This window comes from Actinosynnema sp. CA-299493, assembly GCF_050946825.1.
GTDB lineage: Bacteria > Actinomycetota > Actinomycetes > Mycobacteriales > Pseudonocardiaceae > Actinosynnema.
The window spans coordinates 1-17740 of record NZ_CP191993.1; the positions used below are offsets into that span (position 1 = coordinate 1).

The 17740-nt window shown below is 70.0% G+C and carries 13 protein-coding genes, 2 tRNA genes and 1 pseudogene; 14 read left to right on the plus strand and 2 right to left on the minus strand.

The features are described from left to right. The 11 genes and pseudogenes from dnaA to ACQPYE_RS00055 all read left to right on the plus strand — a co-directional run bounded on the left by dnaA (nt 1) and on the right by ACQPYE_RS00055 (nt 14006). Entirely contained in the window at nt 1-1551 is a 1551-nt protein-coding gene (gene dnaA / locus ACQPYE_RS00005; RefSeq protein ID WP_498718434.1) for a chromosomal replication initiator protein DnaA, read from the plus strand. A 1169-nt stretch (nt 1552-2720) separates the two neighbouring features. Then, nucleotides 2721-3857: a DNA polymerase III subunit beta gene (gene dnaN / locus ACQPYE_RS00010; protein ID WP_498718435.1), complete on the plus strand. Its 1137-nt coding sequence runs from the start codon at nt 2721-2723 to the stop codon at nt 3855-3857. Nucleotides 3858-3898: 41 nt separating this feature from the next. Beyond that, nucleotides 3899-4813, plus strand: a complete 915-nt coding sequence (gene gnd / locus ACQPYE_RS00015) for a phosphogluconate dehydrogenase (NAD(+)-dependent, decarboxylating) (protein WP_498718436.1) — start codon at nt 3899-3901, stop codon at nt 4811-4813. 4 nt (nt 4814-4817) lie between these two features. Continuing rightward, nucleotides 4818-5933: a DNA replication/repair protein RecF gene (gene recF / locus ACQPYE_RS00020; RefSeq protein WP_498718437.1), complete on the plus strand. Its 1116-nt coding sequence runs from the start codon at nt 4818-4820 to the stop codon at nt 5931-5933. Nucleotides 5934-6051: 118 nt separating this feature from the next. Then, complete coding sequence (locus ACQPYE_RS00025; protein WP_498718438.1) at nt 6052-6552, plus strand: DciA family protein; 501 nt, start codon at nt 6052-6054, stop codon at nt 6550-6552. A gap of 236 nt (nt 6553-6788) precedes the next feature. After that, on the plus strand, nt 6789-8759 hold the full coding sequence (gyrB, locus tag ACQPYE_RS00030; protein ID WP_498718439.1) for a DNA topoisomerase (ATP-hydrolyzing) subunit B: 1971 nt from the start codon (nt 6789-6791) through the stop codon (nt 8757-8759). 103 nt (nt 8760-8862) lie between these two features. Next, nucleotides 8863-12729 carry an intein-containing DNA gyrase subunit A gene (gyrA, locus tag ACQPYE_RS00035; protein WP_498723091.1) on the plus strand — a complete coding sequence of 1289 codons (3867 nt, stop codon included), beginning with the start codon at nt 8863-8865 and terminating at the stop codon, nt 12727-12729. A gap of 28 nt (nt 12730-12757) precedes the next feature. Beyond that, on the plus strand, nt 12758-13609 hold the full coding sequence (locus ACQPYE_RS00040; protein ID WP_498718441.1) for a DUF3566 domain-containing protein: 852 nt from the start codon (nt 12758-12760) through the stop codon (nt 13607-13609). A gap of 63 nt (nt 13610-13672) precedes the next feature. Continuing rightward, nucleotides 13673-13746, plus strand: a tRNA-Ile gene (locus ACQPYE_RS00045). A 35-nt stretch (nt 13747-13781) separates the two neighbouring features. Further along, nucleotides 13782-13895, plus strand: a pseudogene (locus ACQPYE_RS00050) (DLW-39 family protein); the annotation flags it as partial. Between the two features lie 38 nt (nt 13896-13933). After that, nucleotides 13934-14006: transfer RNA gene (locus ACQPYE_RS00055), tRNA-Ala, on the plus strand. Nucleotides 14007-14369: 363 nt separating this feature from the next. Here the strand turns inward: ACQPYE_RS00055 and ACQPYE_RS00060 are convergent. Next, entirely contained in the window at nt 14370-14786 is a 417-nt protein-coding gene (locus tag ACQPYE_RS00060; RefSeq protein WP_498718442.1) for a DoxX family protein, read from the minus strand. A gap of 126 nt (nt 14787-14912) precedes the next feature. Here ACQPYE_RS00060 and ACQPYE_RS00065 point away from each other — a divergent pair, with 126 nt between their 5' ends. After that, nucleotides 14913-15467 carry a DUF2020 domain-containing protein gene (locus ACQPYE_RS00065; RefSeq protein WP_498718443.1) on the plus strand — a complete coding sequence of 185 codons (555 nt, stop codon included), beginning with the start codon at nt 14913-14915 and terminating at the stop codon, nt 15465-15467. Between the two features lie 57 nt (nt 15468-15524). Here ACQPYE_RS00065 and ACQPYE_RS00070 read toward each other — a convergent pair whose 3' ends face one another. Then, nucleotides 15525-16121: a hypothetical protein gene (locus ACQPYE_RS00070; protein ID WP_498718444.1), complete on the minus strand. Its 597-nt coding sequence runs from the start codon at nt 16119-16121 to the stop codon at nt 15525-15527. Between the two features lie 96 nt (nt 16122-16217). On the opposite strand from ACQPYE_RS00070, the gene ACQPYE_RS00075 reads away from it, so the two are divergent. Next, nucleotides 16218-16766, plus strand: a complete 549-nt coding sequence (locus ACQPYE_RS00075; protein ID WP_498718445.1) for a peptidylprolyl isomerase — start codon at nt 16218-16220, stop codon at nt 16764-16766. After that, entirely contained in the window at nt 16767-17651 is an 885-nt protein-coding gene (locus tag ACQPYE_RS00080; RefSeq protein ID WP_498718446.1) for a rhomboid family intramembrane serine protease, read from the plus strand. Nucleotides 17652-17740: the final 89 nt, after the last annotated feature.

Consider the following 17740-nt stretch of genomic DNA (forward strand, 5'->3'; position numbering starts at 1 on the left):
GTGTCCGACCACCAGACCGATCTGGGTCTCGTGTGGGAACAGGTCGTGCAGGAGCTCGCAGCCAGCACGTTGTCCCCCCAACAGCGCGCGTGGATGCGCGTGACCCGACCCATCGGGCTGCTCGACGGGACCGCGCTGCTCGCCGCGCCGAGTGACTTCGCCAAGGAAGCCATCGAGCGCGCGCTGCGCGAGCCCATCACCGCGGCCCTGTCCCGCCGGCTGGGCCGAGCCGTCTCGCTGGCCGTGAAGGTCGACTCGCCCGATCCTCCGACGGCGCAGATCCCGGTGCCGGTGCCGATGCCCGCACCTGTTCCCGGACCGCCGCCGGGCGCGATCTCCCTCAACGGCAGCCTCGCCGTCGAGGCGGAGACCGAGGGCGACACCGAGGACGAGGTCGACGAGGAGGGCGAGGCGCTCGCCGCCGTCACCGAGATCTGGCCGACGTACGGCGGTGGTCACGCCGCGCCGAGCGGCATGCCCTACACCCGGCCGGCCAACCCGGTGGCCTCGCAGACCAGGCTGAACGAGAAGTACAACTTCGACACGTTCGTCATCGGCGCGTCCAACCGCTTCGCGCACGCCGCCGCGGTGGCCGTCGCCGAGGCGCCCGCCCGCGCGTACAACCCCCTGTTCATCTGGGGCGAGTCCGGGCTCGGCAAGACGCACCTGCTGCACGCGGTCGGGCACTACGCCCAGCGGCTGTTCCCCGGCATGCGGGTGCGGTACGTGTCGACCGAGGAGTTCACCAACGACTTCATCAACTCCCTGCGCGACGACCGCAAGGTCGCCTTCCAGCGCCGGTACCGGGACATCGACGTGCTGCTGGTCGACGACATCCAGTTCCTGGAGGGCAAGGAAGGCACGCAGGAGGAGTTCTTCCACACGTTCAACACGCTGCACAACGCGAACAAGCAGATCGTGGTGTCCTCCGACCGGCCGCCCAAGCGGCTGGAGACGTTGGAGGACCGGCTGCGGACGCGGTTCGAGTGGGGCCTGATCACCGACATCCAGCCGCCCGAGCTGGAGACGCGCATCGCCATCCTGCGCAAGAAGGCCGCGCAGGACCGGCTGGCCGCGCCCGCCGAGGTGCTGGAGTTCATCGCGGCCCGGATCGAGCGCAACATCCGCGAGCTGGAGGGCGCGCTCATCCGCGTCACCGCGTTCGCCTCGCTCAACCGGCAACCGGTCGACGTGCAGCTGGCCGAGATAGTGCTGCGGGACCTGATCCCGGACTCGCACGCCCCGGAGATCACCGCGCCCACGATCATGGCGGTCACCGCGGAGTTCTTCTCCGTGTCCATAGACGATCTGTGCGGCCCCGGCAAGACGAAGGTCCTGGCCCAGGCGCGGCAGATCTCCATGTACCTGTGCCGCGAGCTGACCGACCTGTCGCTGCCGAAGATCGGCCAGACGTTCGGCGGACGTGACCACACGACGGTCATGCACGCGGACAAGAAGATCCGCAAGGAGATGGCCGAGCGCCGCCGCGTGTACGAGCAGGTGCAGGAGCTGACGTCGCGCATCAAGCAGCGCGCCCGCCACACCCCCTGACCCGCAAACGCTTGCGCCTTCGCCAACGCCGCGCCCGGCATCGTCCGGGCGCGGCGTTCGACGTTCCCCGGCTCGAACGGCCGGGCACCTACGCCGCCGCCGACAACGCCGCCGCCGGGCTGGTTCGGCGACCCCTGCACCCCCGGCTCCGGTTCCTCACTCAGTTCCGCCATTTCCGGCACCCGCACTCCGGCGCGCCCGGTACCTCACGCCCGGCATCCCGGCACCTGGCGCCCGGCATCCCCGGCCGGCCGTCGCTCGCACGGCCGCGCCGGCACCCCACGGCGTCCCGGCGCGGCATCCGGCACACACCCGGACGAAGGGGCGGCCGAGCGCAGCCGCCGTCGGAGCGCGCCTCCGGTCGACCCGGGACCCGCTCCTCCCCGCACCCGGGTGCCGCCGCCGGCACCCGGGTGCGACCCGCGCCGCACCCGGGTGCGATCCGGCCCCGCCGCCGGCACCCGGGTGCCGCGCCCGCGCCGGCCCACCCGCACGTGCTCAGGCGGCCGCATCACCCGGGCGTGGCGCCCGGGGCCGGCGGGGGTCGTTTCGCATCACCCGTATGAGGTACCCCCGCCCCACGTGGACCGGGAAGAGGGCGTTCCCGGTGCGGCCCAACGGTCCCGTCGCACGTCCCGACGCTGGTGGACAGCGGGCCACGAGTTGTCCACAGCCTCAGAAAAGTGGCCCCTCAGGGGAGATTCGGCCCACCGTCACCCTGTGCAGCACCCGGGTACAACTCGGCCCACACCCGGGGATTAACCCGGGGACAACTCGGCCTTCCTGTGGACCGAACGGAGGAGCCCGCGAGTTGTACCCGGGTGCGCCGAGTTGTCCCCGGGTGACACCCCCCCTTCATCCACAGCTCCGGACGGGCGGCACGCTGCGAAAACCGGGGTTGTCCACACAATCCACAGGCCCTACTGCTGTTGCTGTTGTCTTTCCTTGAAGAGAAGAACAAAGAAAAAACAGCCGGCGGTCGAGCCCGGGGACGAGCGCTCGGCAGCGCCTCGTCCCCGGGCAGCCCCGACGTGACGAAGTCCGCCCCGACGCTCTACGGTGGGGAGCCTCCGCGCCGAGGGTCGGAAGATCCGGCGAGGCCGCGGCTCCCCAACCCCCACCGCAACGCATGCTGTTGTTGGTCATGCCGACTTGAGGAAGGACGCCTCATGAAGATCCGCGTCGAGCGCGACGGCCTGGCCGACGCCGTCGCCTGGGTCGCCCGCAGCCTGCCGTCCAGGCCGCCTGTCGCGGTGCTCGGCGGCATCCTGCTCGACGCCGGGGCGGAGGACGGCTCCGGCGAGGCGCTGACCGTCTCCGGCTTCGACTACGAGGTGTCCGCCCAGTGCGGCGTCCCGGCCACGATCGCCGACGGCGGCAAGGCGCTCGTCAGCGGCCGGCTCCTGGCCGACATCACCAAAGCCCTGCCGAACCACCCGGTCGAGATCGCGGTCGACGGCTCCCGGATGACGATCTCCTGCGGCAGCGCCCGGTTCAGCCTGCCGACCATGCCGGTCGAGGACTACCCGCAGCTGCCGTCCATGCCGCAGCTCGCCGGCGAGCTCCCGGGCGAGCTCTTCGCCGAGGCCGTGACCCAGGTCGCCGTCGCGGCGGGCAAGGACGACACGCTCCCGATGCTGACCGGCGTCCGGCTGGAGATCGGCGAGGGCAAGGTGACCCTGGTCGCCACCGACCGCTTCCGGCTCGCCATGCGCGAGTTCCCGTGGGAGCCGAACGAGTCCCTCGGCGAGGTCGCCGTGCTCGTCCCGGCCAAGACCCTCAACGACTCGGCGAAGACGCTCGGCGCGTCCGGCGCGAAGGTCGAGCTGTCCCTCGCCGCGAACGACGGCCTGCTCGGGCTGTCCGGCAGGGCCCGCCGCACGACCACCCGCCTGCTCGACGCCGACTTCCCCAAGTACCGCCAGCTGCTGCCCACCGAGCACTCGGCCGCCGCGATCATCGAGGTCGACGCGCTGGTGCAGGCGATCAAGCGCGTGTCGCTGGTCGCCGAGCGGGGCACGCAGGTCCGGCTGGAGTTCGTGGACAACAGCCTGCGCCTGTCCGCGGGCGGCGACGACGAGGGCAGCGCCGAGGAAGAGCTCCCGGTCGAGTACACCGGCGACGCGGTCACCATCGCGTTCAACCCGACGTACCTGCACGAAGGCCTCCAGGCCGTCCGCACGTCGCGGGCGCACTTGTCCTTCACCACACCCAGTCGACCCGCGCTCCTCAAGCCGGTGGACGAGGATGGGAACGTGGCGCCGGGCTACCTCTACCTGCTGATGCCCGTGCGCCTGCCCGGCTGATCCACCACGCCATCCACAGACGCTAGGGAAGAGGAACGACCGTGCAGCTCGGACTCGTCGGCCTCGGCAAGATGGGCTTCAACATGCGCGAGCGGATCCGCCGCGCGGGGCACGAGGTGGTCGGCTACGACCGCAACCCCGAAGTCTCCGACGCCGACTCGCTCGCCGACATGGTCGGCAGGCTCGCCGCACCGCGCCTGGTGTGGGTGATGGTGCCCGCCGGTGACATCACCCGGCAGACGATCGCCGAACTCGGCGACCTGCTCCAGCCGGGCGACCTGGTGATCGACGGCGGCAACTCGCGCTTCACCGACGACGAGATCAACGCCAAGGCGCTGGGCGACAAGGGCGTCGGCTACCTGGACGCCGGCGTGTCCGGCGGCGTGTGGGGCCTGGAGAACGGCTACGGGCTGATGGTCGGCGGCGACGCCGAGCACGTCGAGCGCGCCATGCCGATCTTCGACGCGCTGCGCCCGGAGGGTCCGCGCGAGGAGGGCTTCGCGCACGCGGGCTCCGTCGGCGCCGGCCACTTCGCCAAGATGGTGCACAACGGCATCGAGTACGGCCTGATGCAGGCCTACGCCGAGGGCTTCGAACTGCTGGAGGCCTCGAAGCTGGTGGAGAACGTGCCCGCCACGATCAAGGCGTGGCAGCGGGGCACCGTGGTCCGCTCCTGGCTGCTGGACCTGCTGGTGCGCGCGCTGGACTCGGACCCGGAGCTGGACGACCTGCGCGGTCACGTCGAGGACTCCGGCGAGGGCCGGTGGACCGTCGAGGAGGCGATCAAGCACGCGGTGCCCGCGCCGGTGATCTCCGCCGCGCTGTTCGCCCGGTTCGCGTCCCGGCAGGACGACTCGCCGGCGATGCGCGCGGTCGCGGCGCTGCGCAACCAGTTCGGCGGTCACGCCGTGCAGACCGCGGGTCCTTCGTCCGGTTCCGGCTCGACCCAGAGCTGACGAGTTGTACGTCCGGCACCTGCAAGTCGCGGACTTCAGGTCGTGGGAGCACGCGGACCTGGCGTTCGAGCCGGGCGTGAGCGTGCTGGTGGGGCGCAACGGCCAGGGCAAGACGAACCTGGTCGAGGCGCTGGGGTACGTGGCCACCCTCGGTTCGCACCGGGTGGCCACGGACGCGCCGCTGGTCCGGCACGGCGCCGCGCGCGCGGTGGTCCGCACGGCGGTGGTGAACGAGGGGCGCGAGCTGCTGGTCGAGCTGGAGATCACGCCGGGCAAGGCGAACCGGGCGCGGATCAACCGCGGCCCGGTCCCCCGCCCGCGCGACGTGCTCGGCATCCTGCGCACGGTGCTGTTCGCGCCGGAGGACCTGGCGCTGGTGCGCGGCGACCCCGGTGAGCGCCGGCGGTTCCTCGACGAGCTGCTGACGACGCGCGCCCCGCGGTACGCCGGGGTGCGCGGCGACTACGAGCGCGTGCTCAAGCAGCGCGGCGCGTTGCTCAAGAGCGTGCGCGCCGCGCGCAACGCCGACATCAGCACCCTCGACGTGTGGGACGGGCACCTGGCCCGGCACGGCGCGGAGCTGCTGGCCGCGCGGCTCGACCTGGTCGCGGACATCGCGCCGCACGTGGCCGCGGCGTACGCGGAGGTGGCGCCGGAGTCGCGGCCCGCGCGGATCGCGTACCGGTCGAGCCTCGGCGAGGCGTTCCCGGGGTCGCACGACCGGGACGTGCTGGAGGACGCGCTGCTCGCCGAGCTGCACCGGGTGCGCCCGCAGGAGGTCGACCGGGGCGTGTGCCTGGTCGGGCCGCACCGCGACGACCTCGACCTGGCGCTCGGCGACCTGCCCGCGAAGGGCTACGCCAGTCACGGAGAGTCATGGTCCTTCGCGTTGGCCCTGCGGCTCGGCGGGTACGAGCTGCTGCGTGTCGAGGGGGCCGAACCGGTCCTCGTGCTGGACGATGTGTTCGCCGAGCTGGACCGCGGCAGGCGTCGCCAGTTGGCGAAGGTGGCCGCCGGCGCGGAGCAGGTGCTGATCACGGCGGCGGTCGCGGAGGACGTGCCCGAGGAGCTGGACGGGCTGCGGTTCGACGTTCGCCACGGGGAGGTGCGTCGTGTCTGAGGAGATGCCCCGAATGGGTGTGACCCGACACACAGCTGGGGATAACCCTGTGGATGGTGTGGATAACTCGTCTCACGAAGCGGACATATCCACAGTCGGTGCCACTCAAGAGGGTGGATTGCGGGGATCGGACCTCGCTCGCGCCGCCCTGGAGGCCGCCCGCGCCTCCGCCAAGGAACGCGGTGTGCGGGGTGTGCGCAAGGGCGCGGCGGGTGCGACCGGCCGTCGCCGGCGTCGCCGCTGGTCCGGTCCCGGGCCCGACGACCGCGACCCGCAGCCGCTCGGCAGGCTCGCGTCGAGGATGGCCGCCGATCGCGGCTGGATCGAGCGGCTGGCGGGTGGCCAGGTGTTCGCCCGGTGGCCGAAGCTGGTCGGCGAGGACGTGGCCGAGCACGCGCGGCCGGTAGCGCTGAGTGACGGTGAACTGACCGTCCAAGCCGACTCGACGGCCTGGGCCACGCAGCTGCGGCTGCTCCAGCGCGACCTGCTCAAGCGGATCGCGGCGGGTGTCGGCCACGGCGTGGTGAAGCAGTTGAAGGTGCAGGGCCCGGCGGCGCCCAGTTGGCGCTACGGCCCCAGGCACGCTCCGGGTCGCGGACCACGTGACACCTACGGGTGACGAGCGACAGGGCCGCAGCGGCGATCCTGTGGCGCGGTGAGCGCTCACCAGTCGATTTTGATCCGGTGACCAGCGGTCCGGCCACGACCGCGTTCACTTCGGGCCGCCTGTGAGCAAACCAGGGGTGTCCTAAGTGGGTTTCTGTCGGTCTGCCCCGGTAGAATCGTGGGGTAGCGCAACCCAGCGTCGCCCGGCGACGGTCCCAGTCGCGTGAAGTCCGAGGAGACACCAGGCCCGTGGCAGCCAAGAAGAATGAGTACAACGCGTCCTCGATCACCGTCCTGGAGGGTCTGGAAGCGGTCCGCAAGCGGCCAGGCATGTACATCGGTTCCACCGGCGAGCGCGGTCTGCACCACCTGATCCAGGAGGTCGTGGACAACTCGGTCGACGAGGCCATGGCCGGCTACGCGACGGTGGTGGACGTGACGCTGCTGGCCAACGGCGGCGTCCGGGTCATCGACGACGGCCGCGGCATCCCGGTCGGCATGCACCCGGTCGAGAAGCGGCCCACGCTGGAAGTGGTGCTGACCAAGCTGCACGCGGGCGGCAAGTTCGACAGCGACTCCTACGCGGTGTCCGGCGGTCTGCACGGCGTCGGCATCTCCGTGGTGAACGCGCTGTCGACCGCCGTCGACGTCGAGGTCAAGACCGAGGGTTTCACGTGGAACCAGCGGTTCGAGAACACCAAGCCCGCGCACGAGCTGACCAAGGGCGAGCCGACCGACGAGACCGGCACGGCCATCACGTTCTGGGCCGACCCGACGATCTTCGAGACCACCGACTACAACATCGAGACGATCTCCCGCCGGTTGCAGGAGATGGCGTTCCTCAACAAGGGCCTCACCATCATCCTGCGCGACGAGCGCGTCCAGGAAGGTGACGAGGAGGCCGACGCCGAGGGGCACGTCGCGGCCGTGCGCGAGCGCACGTTCCACTACCCCGGCGGCCTGGAGGACTTCGTCCGCCACATCAACCACACCCGCGAGGCCGTGCACCAGAAGGTCGTCTCCTTCGAGGCCAAGGGCGAGGACCTCGAGGTCGAGGTGGCGATGCAGTGGAACACCGGCTACACGCCGTCGGTGTACACGTTCGCCAACACGATCAACACCCACGAGGGCGGCACGCACGAGGAGGGCTTCCGCGCCGCGCTGACCCGCGTGGTCAACGAGTACGCGCGCGAGAAGAAGCTGCTCAAGGAGAAGGACACCAACCTCACCGGCGACGACATCCGCGAGGGCCTGGCCGCGATCATCTCGGTCAAGCTCAAGGAGCCGCAGTTCGAGGGCCAGACCAAGACCAAGCTGGGCAACAGCGAGGCCAAGTCGTTCGTGCAGAAGTCGACCAACGAGCACCTGGCCGACTGGTTCGAGCGCCACCCCAACGAGGCCAGGGCGATCGTCACCAAGTCGGTGTCGTCGGCGCAGGCCCGCATCGCCGCCCGCAAGGCCCGCGAACTCGTCCGCCGCAAGGGCGCCCTCGACATCGGCGGCCTGCCCGGCAAGCTCAAGGACTGCCGCTCCACCAACCCGGAGGACTGCGAGATCTACGTCGTGGAGGGCGACTCCGCGGGCGGCTCGGCCAAGGAGGGCCGCGACTCCATGTTCCAGGCGATCCTGCCGATCCGCGGCAAGATCATCAACGTGGAGAAGGCGCGCATCGACCGCGTGCTGAAGAACAACGAGGTCCAGGCGCTGATCACCGCGTTCGGCACCGGCATCCACGAGGACTTCGACCTCAGCAAGCTGCGCTACCACAAGATCGTGCTGATGGCCGACGCCGACGTGGACGGCCAGCACATCCGGACCCTGCTGCTGACCCTGCTGTTCCGGTTCATGCGCCCGCTGATCGAGCACGGCCACGTGTACCTCGCGCAGCCGCCGCTCTACAAGATCAAGTGGCAGCGGCAGGAGCCGGAGTACGCCTACTCCGACCGCGAGCGCGACGGCCTCATGAAGGCCGGGCTGGCCGCGGGCAAGAAGATCGGCAAGGAAGACAACATCCAGCGCTACAAGGGCCTGGGCGAGATGAACGCCTCCGAGCTGTGGGAGACCACGATGGACCCGGCCCACCGGGTGCTGCTGCAGGTGACGATGGACGACGCCGCGACGGCCGACGAGCTGTTCAGCGTGCTGATGGGGGAGGACGTGGAAGCCCGCCGGTCCTTCATCACCCGCAACGCCAAGGGCGTGCGGTTCCTCGACGTCTGATCCCCGCCCGGCCCTTTCCTAAGGAAGTAGAACTGTGAGCGAGACGACGCTGCCCCCGGCCGGTGGTGGAGACCGCACCGAGCCGCGCGACATCCAGCAGGAGATGCAGAACTCGTACATCGACTACGCGATGAGCGTGATCGTCGGACGAGCCCTGCCCGACGTGCGCGACGGCCTGAAGCCCGTGCACGTCCGCGTGCTGTACTCGATGTTCGACTCCGGCTTCCGCCCGGACCGCAGCTACAACAAGTGCGCCCGCGTGGTCGGCGACGTGATGGGCAACTACCACCCGCACGGCGACTCGGCCATCTACGACGCCCTCGTCCGCCTCGCCCAGCCGTGGTCGCAGCGCTACCCGCTGATCGACGGCCAGGGCAACTTCGGCTCCCCGGGCAACGACCCGGCAGCCGCGATGCGTTACTGTCTGTCACCGGACAGTCGCATTCGGTTGGCAGATGGCTCGACGCCGCGCATCGGCGACATCGTGCCGGACGCCAAGCCGAACAGCGACAACCCGATCGACCTCAAGGTGCTCGACCGCAACGGCAACCCGGTGCGCGCCGACATGCTGTTCCACTCCGGCGAGCACCCCACGCTGAAGCTGCGCACCAAGAACGGCTACGAGCTGACCGGCACGCACAACCACCCGGTCCTGTGCCTGGTGACCGTGCTCGGCGTGCCGACCCTGCTGTGGAAGCTGCTGGAGGAGATCCAGCCGGGTGACCGCGTGGTCATGCAGCGCACGCCGCAGGAGCAAGAAGAGCCACTGCACCCGGAGAGCTATGCGGCCGCGATCCTTGCTGGTGGCCTGATTTCCGAGGGGTACCTCTCCGAGAGAGTCGTCCAGTTCGCCAACACCGACACCGAGTACTTCGAGTCGGTGCTGGTCGCCTACAAGTTGCTGGTCGGCCCGAAGGTGCGTCGGTACGCCGAGGTCACCAGCACCGGTAAGACCCTGCACAAGTTCAGTGCTTACCCCAAGGGGCTCCGACGAACCGGGCTGGCGAAGTCCCTCGGCGTGCTCAGCGCGGCCAAGTGCGTGCCCGAGTTCGTGTGGCAGGGCGATCCGACGATCAAGCGGGCGTTCCTGTCCTCGTTGTTCACCGGTGACGGCTCAGCCTCGGCGCTGCCGCGCAACTCCGTGCAGGTCAGCTACTCCACGCGCAGCGCGCAGCTGGCCCGTGAGGTGCAGCAGTTGCTGCTGGAGTTCGGCGTGGTCAGCACGCTGGTGGACTACGAGGACGGCGAGATCAAGGTCGTCATCACCAACCGGCGTGACGCGCGCCTGTTCGCCCGCAACGTGGGCTTCCTCGGCGCCAAGCAGGACAAGCTGGACGCGATCCTGGCCGCCGTCCCGCTCGAGAGCCGGGCGATGAGCAGCGACCACGTGCCGTTCGTCGGCGACTACATCCGTGCCCACGGCGCGACCCGCTGGACCGAGCGCGACTGGCTGCGCCGGCACAACGTGGACCGCGTCGAGCGGTGGGAGCGGGACTACGAGGAGATCGCCGCGCGGATCACGAACCGCGAAGTGCTCGACGTGGTCGAGCCGCTGGTCGACGGCCGGTTCTACTACGCGTCCGTCGAGTCGGTCACCGACGCGGGTGTGCGGCCGGTGTTCAGCCTGCGGGTCGACACCGACGACCACGCGTTCGTCACCGACGGCTTCGTCAGCCACAACACGGAGTGCCGGCTCACGCCGTTGGCCATGCAGATGCTGGCCGACATCGAGGAAGACACGGTCGACTTCCGCGACAACTACGACGGTCGCATCCAGGAGCCGACGGTCCTGCCGTCGCGCGTGCCGAACCTGCTGATCAACGGCAGCTCGGGCATCGCGGTCGGCATGGCGACCAACATCCCGCCGCACAACCTGCGCGAGGTCGCGGACGGTGTGGTGTGGGCGTTGGACAACTGGGAGGCGTCCGACGAAGAGACCCTTGAGGCGATGATCCAGCGCATCAAGGGGCCCGACTTCCCGACCCACGGCCAGATCCTGGGCACGGTGGGCATCGAGGACGCGTACCGCACCGGGCGCGGCTCGGTGAAGATGCGCGCGGTCGTGGAGATCGACGAGGACGCCAAGGGGCGGACCATCCTGGTCGTCACCGAGCTGCCCTACCAGGTGAACCCGGACAACCTGGTGGAGAACATCGCCACCCTGGTCCGCGACCAGAAGCTCACCGGCATCGCGAACATCGCCGACGAGTCCAACCGCCGCTCGGGCATGCGCATCGTGGTCACGCTCAAGCGCGACGCGGTGGCCAAGGTGGTGCTGAACAACCTCTACAAGCACACCCAGCTGCAGTACTCGTTCGGCGTGAACATGCTGTCGCTGGTCGACGGCGTGCCGCGCACGTTGCGCCTGGACCAGATGATCCGGCACTACGTGAAGCACCAGATCGAGGTCATCGTCCGGCGCACGCGCTTCCGGCTGCGCAAGGCCGAGGAACGCGCCCACGTGCTGCGCGGCCTGGTCAAGGCGCTCGACCAGCTCGACGAGGTGATCGCGCTGATCCGCCGGTCGGACACGCCCGACGTGGCGCGCACCGGCCTGATGGAGCTGCTCGACGTCGACGAGATCCAGGCCAACGCGATCCTGGAGATGCAGCTGCGCCGGCTGGCCGCCCTGGAGCGGCAGAAGATCGTCGACCAGTTGGCCGAGATCGAGCTGGAGATCGCCGACTACCGGGACATCCTGGCGAAGCCGGAGCGGCAGCGCGCGATCGTGCGCGAAGAGCTGCTGGCGATCGTCGACAAGCACGGTGACGACCGGCGCACCAAGATCGTGCCGTTCGACGGCGACGTGTCGATGGAAGACCTGATCGCGGTCGAGGACGTCGTCGTCACGATCACCCGGACGGGTTACGCGAAGCGCACGAAGACGGACCTGTACCGCTCGCAGAAGCGCGGCGGCAAGGGCGTGCAGGGCGCCCAGCTCAAGCAGGACGACATCGTGCAGCACTTCTTCGTGTGCTCCACGCACGACTGGATCCTGTTCTTCACGAACAAGGGCCGGGTGTACCGGGCGAAGGCGTACGAGCTGCCCGAGGCCAACCGCAACGCGCGCGGCCAGCACGTGGCGAACCTCCTGGCGTTCCAGCCGGAGGAGGAGATCGCCCAGGTCATCCAGATCAAGAACTACGAGGTCGCGCCGTACCTGGTGCTCGCCACGAAGAAGGGCCTGGTCAAGAAGTCGAAGCTGTCCGACTTCGACTCCAACCGGTCCGGCGGCCTGATCGGCATCAACCTGCGCGACGACGACGAGCTGGTCGGCGCGGTGCTGTGCTCGGCGGAGGACGACCTCCAGCTGATCTCGGCCGACGGCCAGTCGATCCGGTTCCACGCCAGCGACGAGGCGCTGCGCCCGATGGGCCGGGCGACCTCGGGCGTGCTGGGCATGCGCTTCAACACCGGCGACGAGCTGCTGTCGGTGGGGGTCGTCCAAGAGGGTCTGTTTGTTTTGGTCGCCACCGACGGTGGGTACGCCAAGCGCACGCCGATCGAGGACTACCCCGTCCAGGGTCGTGGTGGCAAGGGTGTGCTCACCATCCAGCACGACCGCAGGCGTGGCAGGCTGGTCGGCGCGCTCATCGTCGACGTCGACGACGAGCTGTACGCGATCACCTCCTCGGGCGGGGTCATCAGGACCAGCGCCAAGGAGGTGCGCAAGGCAGGGCGGCAGACGAAGGGCGTCCGGTTGATGAACCTCGGCGAAGGGACCACCTTGATCGCGGTGGCGCGCAACGCCGACGAGCCCGCGGACGTCACCAGTGATGACGGCGGTGTCGTGGTCGACCCCACCGACGTGGGTCAGGTCGTCGACTCCGCCGAAGCGGGTCAGGTCGCCGACTCCGCCGAGGAGGGTTCGACCGTCGACTCCGCCGACGCGGATCCGGTTGTCGACTCCGTCGACGCCGATCCGGTTGTCGACTCCGTCGACGGTGACCAGGCTGAGCCTGCCAACTAGCGCGCGAACGAGAGGTTGAGGACTGCTCGTGACTCCACCCGAGAAGCCAGAGGACAAGACCGCGGTGATCACCCGGCCCGGCGCCGAGCCGACACCGAAGGCCGGCGATGAGCCCACCGGCGCCGAGAAGCCGGCGGTCGACGCCTCGGGGGCGTCCGAGCAGCCCGAGACGCCCGCCGCCGAGGCGGCGCCGGCCGACGGCAGGACCGAGAAGGTCGAGCGGCCGGCCGCCGAGAGTGACGGTCACCACGCCGCGGCGCCCCCGCCGTGGCAACGGGTGACGAGCGACACGCAGTACGGCGAGGCGCAGCAGGTCGGTCCGGCGGACCTGATGTCCGCGCCGGAGCCGGCCGAGGCGTCGCAGCCCGCGTACCCGGCCAGCGACCCGGACACGGTGGCGGTGGCCCGTCCCGTGGCGCCGGGCGCGGCGCCGTCGGGTGCCCGGACGCAGGTGAACCTGGGTGCGGCGAACGGTCGTCCGGCGGCCTCCGCGCCGTCGGCCCGCCGTCCGGGGCGCGGGCCGCGCCGGGCGAGCCTGCAGGTGAAGCGGGTCGACCCGTGGTCGGTGCTCAAGCTCGCCCTGGTGCTGAGCGTGGCGCTGTTCTTCGTGTGGCTCGTGGCGGTCGGCGTGCTGTACGGCGTGCTGAACGGCATGGGCGTGTGGGACAAGATCAACAACACCGCCAGCGACCTGTTGCAGGGCAACGAGACCGGCAGCGACCCGCTGATCAGCGCCGGTCGCGTGTTCGGCGTGGCGGCGATCGTGGGCGCGGTGAACATCGTGTTGTTCACCGCCCTGGCGACCGTCGGCTCGTTCGTCTACAACGTCTCGGCCGACCTCGCCGGGGGCCTGGAAGTGACCTTGTCCGAGCGCGAGTGATCCACTACCAGCCGATTTGGGGCGACGACGGCAGGTGCTGTAGTCTTGCCGTCGTTGCCCCGAGGGCCTATAGCTCAGACGGTTAGAGCGCTTCGCTGATAACGAAGAGGTCGGAGGTTCGAGTCCTCCTAGGCCCACCGGAAGTTCACAGGTGTTGCAGAGGGGAATCGCCGTGAAGAAGATCATCGCACTTGTCGCAGTCGCTGGTGCGGTTCTGTTCTTCGTCAAGCGCAGCCGCTCGGCCAAGGTCGACGCGGACCTGTGGCGCGAGGCCACTGCTCCCACCGTCTGACCCGCGAGGGCGGTAGGTCTGCCGCCCCGTGAGGGGACGTAGCTCAATTGGCAGAGCACCGCCTTTGCAAGGCGGGGGTTAGGGGTTCGATTCCCCTCGTCTCCACTCGCTCTGGGCGAGGTGTGCCGACGGAAGGCGTCGGCCGCCTCGCTCGTCGTGTTTGTGGGGGTGCGACCCCCACGCCCCGCCCGGGTGGCTTCGCCCCCGGACCCCCATTCGGGGCCGCGGGCCCCGGACCCCGCGGGGATCGTGCCACCCGCCTGGTGATCGAGTCGCAGAGCGCTATGTGCCCGTGAGTCTGGATTGTCGGGGTTGGGGTTGGGGTGCGAAAGTTTCGCTTTTCGTGTTTTACTGGGTGGTGACTGCGGGATCATCCGATGGGTGGTCCGGTGGTGGCTTTCGCGGTAAGGCGACAAGTGAGGGCCCGCACCCAATGCCGCTGGGTGCGGGCCCTCGTCTTGCCCACTGCTATGCGTTGACGAGCGCTTGTTCCTGCTTCCGTGCGGCGAGCACCTTGTCCACGGCCCAAGCGCCGGGGCCGGTGAACGCCAACAGCAGGAACACCCACGCGTACACCGCGGCCAGCTCGCCCTTGTTCTGGATGGGCAGGAGCCCGGCGGGCTGGTGGACCACGAAGTACGCATAGGCCATCGCACCGGACGAGATCAGCGCGGCGATCCTGGTGCCGAGGCCGATGATGATCAACACACCACCGACGAACTCGATCAGGCCGGCTGGGCCGGACGGCCAGTCGGTGATCGACACGGCACCCTTGGAGCCCAGCACGCCGAACAACTTCTGCGCGCCGTGGCACACGAACAACACGCCGATGACAATCCGGAACACAGCGATGGCATGGTCTCGACCGCGGTCGAAGATGTTCATCTTGACTGAGTCCTCACATTGCAGGGGCGGCCGGCAGGGTGAGACAACCGTAATGCGGATTACGTTGCGTGCCTAGGTGGTCACCATGTCGATTCGCTGTCTGCCATCTGATTGACTGGCTGCCCTATGAACCGAGTGCTGCTCACCGCCCTGCCCTCCCTGCTGGTCCTCGGCGCGCTGACCGCCTGCGCCGCCGCCGAACCCGCCTCGGCCCCCGCCGCCGGGACCACCACCAGCGCAGTGGCGAAGACGACGACGACCACGCCCGCCGGGCCGCCGCCCGTGCCGGAACCCGCCACCGACGGCCAGTGCCCGTACCTGGCGTCCTCGGTGGTGCAGGAGGCGAACGGGCAGCTGGTGCGGAAGGTTCGGCTGTCCGCAGACCAGCCGGACCCCGCCTGCTTCTTCTACGCCGACGCCACGGACGTGCAGCTGTCCGTCTGGGTGTTCCGGGGTGAGCCGGCGACCGCGAAGGCGGTGGTCGACCGGGCCGCGCCGGTGGCCGACTCCAGCCCGGCGTCCGTGCCCGCCGGGTGGAGCGGCGGCTCGCTGACCACGGGGACGGGCGCGGTGTACGCCGTGGCCAAGGGCGGTGACGCGGTGGTCGTGACCAGCAACCAGAAGCAGACGATCAAGACCCGTCGGATCGCCGAGACCGTGGTCGGCAACCTCGGGCTGTGAGCGCGCACGACTTCGCGCCCGTCCCCTGGAGGGGCGGGCGCGAAGCGCTTCTTCCGGTCAGCTGCGGCTGTGCTGGTCGGAGACCTGGCCGTTGCGGGCCGCCTGCGGGCGGATGGGCTCGGCGGTGCCGTTGGTGGTGGTGGTGGTGGTGGACTCGGGCGTGATCTCCACGTCGTCCTCCTCCAGGTGCACCTCCTGCGGCCGCTTGGTCAGCGCGATGTACCCCGCCACCGCGGCGGCGGCGAACACGCCGAGCACCCACGGCCAGCGACGGCTCTTGGGGTGCCGGCTCGCGGCCATCTCCTTGCGCGCCTGCTTCGCACGTGCCTTGGCCTCCTTGCGCGCCCGCTCGGCGGCCTTCACCACGTCCTTGCGGACGCCCTTGGCCCTCTTCGCGAGCTGCTTGCGGCCGCGCCGGGTGGACTTCTCGTACGCCTCGGCCTTCTCCACCAGCGTGCCCGCCTTGTCGGCGACGACACCTCGGACGTAGTCCCTGGTGACGCCGCGCTCGGCGAGCTTGCCCTCGGCGCGCTCCGCGAGTTGAACAGCCGCGTCCGCACCGACGTGACCAGCGCGGACGGCGTTGCGGCGAACAGCCCGCACCGCCTTGCCGACCGACTCCCCGGCCCGGGTCATGGCGTCTACCTCATCCATATCGCGCTCCAGAAGCTGTCGGTCAGTCACGTTCCGAGCAATACCCATCGTGCCCCTTCCCCAACCCCCTCGCCCGGTGATGGCACGATGGGTGGTGTGGCAGACAGCAACGAATCGTTCGTCGGGACCAAGGTGACGGCGACCCTGCACACCTCGCAGGGCGACATCCGCATCAACCTCTTCCCCGACCACGCACCCAAGACGGTGGCCAACTTCGTCGGCCTCGCCGAGGGCACGAAGAGCTACTCCGATGCCAACGCGAAGGGCGAGCCGACCGGTCCGTTCTACGACGGCGCGATCTTCCACCGGGTGATCCCGGGTTTCATGCTCCAGGGCGGTGACCCCACGGGCACCGGGCGCGGCGGCCCGGGCTACAAGTTCGCCGACGAGTTCCACCCGGAGCTGCAGTTCAACAAGCCCTACCTGCTGGCGATGGCCAACGCCGGGCCCAACAGCAACGGCTCGCAGTTCTTCATCACGGTCGCGCCGACCACCTGGCTGAACTTCAAGCACACGATCTTCGGCGAGGTCGCCGACCAGGACTCGCGCAACGTGGTGGACGCGATCGGCGCCGCACCCACCGGTGCCGGTGACCGCCCGGTCACCGACGTGGTGATCGAGAAGGTCTCGGTGGAGCGGGCCTGAGTGGCCGACTCGCCGATCTCCCCGCCGCCCGGTGAGCCGATCGGGGCGCGACCAGACCTGCCGGTCTGCGTGCGCCACCCCGACCGGGCCACCGGGCTGCGGTGCGTCCGCTGCGACCGGCCGGCGTGCCCGGAGTGCCTGCGCGAGGCCTCCGTCGGCCACCAGTGCGTCGACTGCGTGAACGAGGGCCGGGCCGCGGTGCGCCGGCCGCGCACGTTCGTCGGCGCGGAGTTCTCCCAGCGCATGGTGGTCACACCGGTGCTGATCGCGGTGAACGTGCTGATGTTCGCGATCACCGCCGCCCAGGCGGGCAGCGTGTCGACCAACCAGCGGTCGGCGCTGTTCCTCGACCTGGTGATGTACACGCCGGCGGTCGCCGGGAACGGCGAGTGGTGGCGGCTGGTGACGTCGGGGTTCCTGCACTTCGGGCCCGTGCACCTGGCGTTGAACATGATCGCGCTCTACGTGCTCGGCCGTGACCTGGAACCCGTGTTCGGCAAGCTGCGGTTCTCCGCGGTGTACGGGGTGTCGCTGCTCGGCGGCGGCCTCGCGGTGTACCTGTTCGGCGGGATCGGCACGCTGGTGGCCGGCGCGTCCGGCGCGGTGTACGGCCTGATGGGCGCGATGCTGGTGGCCGTGCTGCGGCTCAAGCTCAACCCCGGTCCCGCCCTGGGCGTGATCGGCTTGAACGTCGTGCTCAGCTTCACCCTGCCGGGCATCTCGCTGCTCGGGCACTTCGGCGGGCTGGTGATCGGCGCGGCGCTGACCGCCGGGCTGGTCTACGCGCCGGCCGCGAAGCGGGACACCTGGCAGCTGACGGCCGTGATCGGCGCGGTCGTGCTGCTCGTGGTGCTGGCGGTCGTGCGGACCGGGCAACTGGTCTGAGGTGCGGCGCCCGGGACCGCCGAGCCGACCTCGACCCGTTGCTTCGGGCCCGTGCGCCCGCTCCTTCGGTCCCACGGGCCTGCGGGCCC

What these genes read in the sequence shown, in the direction of transcription:
- dnaN (WP_498718435.1), top strand. Translation starts at nt 2,721, where the DNA reads ATGAAGATCCGCGTCGAGCGCGACGGCCTGGCCGACGCCGTCGCCTGG.
- gyrA (WP_498723091.1), top strand. Translation starts at nt 8,863, where the DNA reads ATGCAGAACTCGTACATCGACTACGCGATGAGCGTGATCGTCGGACGA.
- ACQPYE_RS00060 (WP_498718442.1), bottom strand. Translation starts at nt 14,786, where the DNA reads ATGAACATCTTCGACCGCGGTCGAGACCATGCCATCGCTGTGTTCCGG.
- ACQPYE_RS00065 (WP_498718443.1), top strand. Translation starts at nt 14,913, where the DNA reads ATGAACCGAGTGCTGCTCACCGCCCTGCCCTCCCTGCTGGTCCTCGGC.
- ACQPYE_RS00070 (WP_498718444.1), bottom strand. Translation starts at nt 16,121, where the DNA reads ATGGATGAGGTAGACGCCATGACCCGGGCCGGGGAGTCGGTCGGCAAG.